The organism is Longimicrobium sp., from assembly GCF_036280135.1.
Taxonomy (GTDB): Bacteria; Gemmatimonadota; Gemmatimonadetes; order Longimicrobiales; family Longimicrobiaceae; genus Longimicrobium.
In genome coordinates, this window is the sequence record NZ_DASURI010000346.1 from 1 (window position 1) to 4,335 (window position 4,335).

Sequence of the window (4,335 nt, forward strand, 5' to 3'; positions counted from 1 at the left end):
CCGACAACACGGGGCGCGGCGACTATAGCCGGCCCAGCGGCGGCAGCGACGGCGCGGCGCCCAGCACGCGGCGCCCGTCCCGCGGCGGCGAAGGCTCCACGGGCTCGGTGACGACGGACCGCGGCGCGCCGCGCTCGGGCCCGGCCGACCGGCCCACCACGCGGGGCACCACGCGCCCGCAGCAGGACGACGCCGGGCCGCGCCAGCAGGACCGCCCCGTGCAGCCCGAGCGCGACCGGCCCACGTTCCAGCGCCGTCCGCCCAGCGAGGGCGGCGGCAGCCGGTCGGCCGAGCCGCGCCGCGAGTCTCCCCCGCAGCGCTCGGCGGAGCCCCGGCGTGAGTCGCCGCCCCAGCGGTCGGCGGAGCCCCAGCGGCAGTCGTCGCCGCCCCCGTCGTCGTCCGGCGGCCGCTCGTCTACGTCGGACGGCGGTGGCAGCAGCCGGCCGCCGCGTTCCCGGCCCTGATCCCCTCGCTGTGACGCGCGCGTGCGCGTAGCTCCGGGGGGATGACCCGGGCGGGCCGTCCAGGCCCGCCCCACACCCCCACGGAGCACGCTCCATGAAGTTGCGCACGTACGCCGCATCCTGCGCCGCGCTGGCACTCGCTGCCTGCGCGGCGCCCGCGTCTGGACCCGCCACGGCCCCCGCGCCGTCCGGCGGCGCGCCCGCCGGGCTCACGCCCGCGCAGGCCGTCGCCACCATCACCCCCGCGGACGTCTTTGCCCGCATCGAGTTCCTGGCCTCGGACCGCATGCGCGGCCGCAACACGCCCAGCCCGGAGCTGGAGCTCACGGCCGAGTACCTGGTGAACCAGTACAAGCTGATGGGCTTTACGGCGGGCGGGGAGAACAACTCCTTCCTGCAGTGGTACCCGTATCCCCTGCGCCAGCTGGATGCCGCCGGCGCCCGCCTGGAGGTGGCCGGCGCGGGCGGGACCACGCGCCTGGCGTACGGCCGCGACTTCTTCGCGAGCGGCGGCACGGCGCAGCCCCTTTCGTCCGCCGCGCTGGCCTACGCCGGCCGCGGCGCGGACGCCGTGCTGGCGGAAGGATCCCTGCGCGGCCAGCTGGCCGTCGTGGCCATCCCCGGGCGGTACACGCGCGACTGGCGGCTGGAGCGCACCCGCCTGCGCAATGCCGCGCAGCGCGCGGGCGCGCAGGCGGTCGTCTTCGTGCTGGACCCGTCGTGGACGGCGGACAGCGTGGCGCGTTACGCGCAGACGGCGCAGGCCCCGTCGCGCACGCTGGGCGGCCAGGTGGCGTACCCCATGTTCTTCGTCACGCAGGACGCCGCGCGGCGCGTGTTCAGCGCGGGCGGGCTGTCGCTGGACGAGCAGTGGCGCGGCGCCGAGGGCGTGACGCGCATCGTGCCGCTGGCGGGCGCCACGGCCACGGCGGCGCTCCCGGTGCGCACGCTGGACGAGGGCCGCGCGCCCAACGTGGTGGCCGTGCTGCCGGGCAGCGACCCGGCGCTGCGCGACGAGTACGTGGTGCTCAGCGCCCACATGGACGGCCTGGGCGTGGGCGAGGCCGTGGACGGCGACAGCATCTACAACGGCGCGGACGACGACGCCAGCGGCACCACGGGGCTGCTGGAGGTGGCGCAGGCCATGTCGCAGCTGGGCGTGCGGCCGCGGCGCAGCATCGTCTTCCTCCACGTGAGCGGCGAGGAGAAGGGGCTGCTGGGGTCGGAGTGGTACAGCGACCATCCCACGCTGCCGCTGGCGCAGACGGTGGCCAACGTGAACGTGGACATGATCGGGCGCAACGCGGCGGACAGCGTGGTGGTCATCGGCAAGGACTACAGCACGCTGGGCGACGTGACCAACCGGCTGAACACGGAGCACCCGGAGCTCAACCTGACGCTGGCGGACGACATGTGGCCGGAGCAGCGCTTCTTCTTTCGCTCCGACCACTTCAACTTCGCCCGCAAGGAGGTGCCGGCCATCTTCTTCTTCAGCGGCGTGCACGCGGATTACCACCGCCCGTCGGACGAGGTGGAGACGATCGACACCGACAAGGCCACGCGGATCTCGCGGATGGTGTTCTACCTCGTCTACGACATCGCCAACAACCCGCAGCGCCCCCAGTGGGACCCGCGGGGTCTGGAAGAAGTGCGGTCGCTGACGCGGTAAGGGTGCGGGAAGACGTGGATCGAGGATGAGGGTTTGATTCGTCGCACGGGCTGAGCGCCCCCCATCCCCGGCCCTTCCCCCACAAACGGCGTGGGGGAAGGGAGATCACGGATCCTGCATGTCGGCGGAGGGTGTGCCGGCCCGCGGAGGGCCCTCCTCGGGCATCCGGACAACTCTCGCCGGCAGCAACTCGTCCCTCTCCCGGCCTCTCTCCGCTCGTTCCTCGCGGAGAGAGGAGAACCCAGCCCCGGCACGGGGCTGACTCCCCACGCAACACTGTCCCAACGAACAACCCCTCCCCCGAAGTTGGGGGAGGGGTCGACCGCCGTCGCGAGGAACGAGCGAAAAGGCGGTCGGGGGAGAGGGCCGCCCGTCGCGCAGCGACGGGTTCTCCGCTCTCCACCGCCTCCCCCTCCTCTTTGTCTCCGTCGATCCGCCTCGCCTCCGAGCCGATCCGCTTCGCCTCCGAGCCGATCCGCCGATCAGAACCGCAGGCCCACGAGCACGCGGTTCAGATCGAACAGGTCCACGCCCTGGTGCTCCAGGAACAGCTCGCCGTGACTGCGGTTGGGGACGGGGATGGAAAAGCCGTAGCCCAGGTTCACCACGGCCTCCGTACCCGGCCGGTTCACGGGCGGGTCGTTGATGAACAGGAATCCGGCGCCCACGTAGCCGTACGGCCGCACGGGCGTGCCCCGCACCTCCATCCCGCCCGCCTCGTACGCCACGTTCCCCGCCAGCATCACCGACGCGCCGCCCTGCCCCAGGCCCAGCGCTGCCTCGGGGATCAGCCGGATGGCGGGACGGGCCGCGTCGAACGGGCCCAGGTCCAGCCGCACGCCCGCCACGAACTGGCGCGGGCGGTCCAGGTTGCCGCCCATGTACGGCCGCAGCGCGCCGAAGCGCGGGACGAAGCGCTCCTCCGCCGGCGGCGCCGGGCGCGCGGCGTAGGCGCTGTCGCCCAGGAGCCGCGCGGCCGTGAGCTCGTCGCGCACGCGCAGGGCCACGAGCGCGTCGATGCGGTCCAGCAGCCGCGCCTCGGCGTCGGGCGTCATGCTCGGCGACACGGCGGCCAGCTCGCGGCGCACCATATCCACCGTCTCCGCGCGCTCCTCGGCCAGCATGCCGCGCAGCAGGGGCTCCATGTCGTCCAGGATGCGGCGGCGCAGGTTCTCCAGCGCAGCGTCGTCCAGGGGCGTGGCCACGGCGGGCGCGGCGGCCTGCGCGCCGTTCGCCCGCGATCCCTCGCCCGGGCCGTAGCGAAGGTAGATCTCGCCCTCGCGGGGGATGGGGATGCTGACGAAGTTGCCCGACTGGTACGACGTGTCGCCGCGCACCACGTACACGGTGTCGCCACGGACCACGCGCGTGGCCGAGGCAGCCGGCGGCGCGGCCGCCACGCGGGGCGCGCGGCCCGTGCGCCCCAGGCGAAAGGCGGCGCCTACCGTCCACAGGGGCGAGTGCACCCAGTTGCTTCCGCCGTCCTCGTCGCCCGCGTCCGCGTCGGCCACGTAGCTGCGCACGGCACCCTGCAGCCCGAAGCGGCCCACGTCCAGCCGCACGCCCGCGCCCACGATGGGCATGGTGCGGTCGTCCGGCGTCTCGCCCCCGTCCTCGTCCGCCTCCAGGAAGTCCAGCCGCGCCACGCCGCCGACGAGGAAGGGCGTAAAGCCGTTGCCCACGTTGAGGTTGACCTGACCCTCGCCGCCGAACGCCTGCACGTTGCCGGCGGCGACGGGGTCGCTTTCCACGGCGCGCCAGTAGAAGCCGTGCAGACCGGCGTACGCGCCCACGTCGATGCCGGCCAGCACGCCGGCCACATCCACGTCGCCCCCGCCGATCTCGTCGGCGAGCTGCAGGCGACCGCCGAACACCTCCATGGGCACCGTGGGCGCGCGCTGCGCATGTGTTGCGGCGGGCGCCGCGGCCAGCAGGAGGGACGAGGCGAGGAGGATCTTTCGGGAGGATGGGGGCATTACGCTGCTCCAGGTGTTTCTGAGGAAAAGGGTGCCTAACCTTGCCTGCCGTCACGCTTTCGTCAACTCTCGGAGCCTGACGGGGAGCGATGTACGTGCGCCCTGGCGTTTCGTTTCAAGGGCCGGGCTTCGCGCGCGGGAGGGGAACTGCTTTTCACGCAGAGGGAGCAGGGGCAGCAGAGTACCCATTTCGGCACGGAATGAAGTACTCTGCTGCCTCTGCTCC

The 4,335-nt window shown here is 73.5% G+C and carries 2 protein-coding genes and 1 pseudogene; 2 read left to right on the forward strand and 1 reads right to left on the reverse strand.

The features are described from left to right. A pseudogene (locus VFZ20_RS10920) lies at positions 1-464 on the forward strand (hypothetical protein); the annotation flags it as partial. A 94-nt stretch (positions 465-558) separates the two neighbouring features. Further along, the gene (locus tag VFZ20_RS10925; RefSeq protein WP_329683907.1) at positions 559-2,133 is read left to right on the forward strand and encodes a M20/M25/M40 family metallo-hydrolase; all 1,575 of its coding nucleotides are present in this window, start codon (positions 559-561) and stop codon (positions 2,131-2,133) included. 482 nt (positions 2,134-2,615) lie between these two features. On the opposite strand, the gene VFZ20_RS10930 is transcribed toward VFZ20_RS10925, so the two are convergent. After that, on the reverse strand, positions 2,616-4,109 hold the full coding sequence (locus VFZ20_RS10930) for a hypothetical protein (protein ID WP_329683908.1): 1,494 nt from the start codon (positions 4,107-4,109) through the stop codon (positions 2,616-2,618). Between the last annotated feature and the right edge of the window lie 226 nt (positions 4,110-4,335).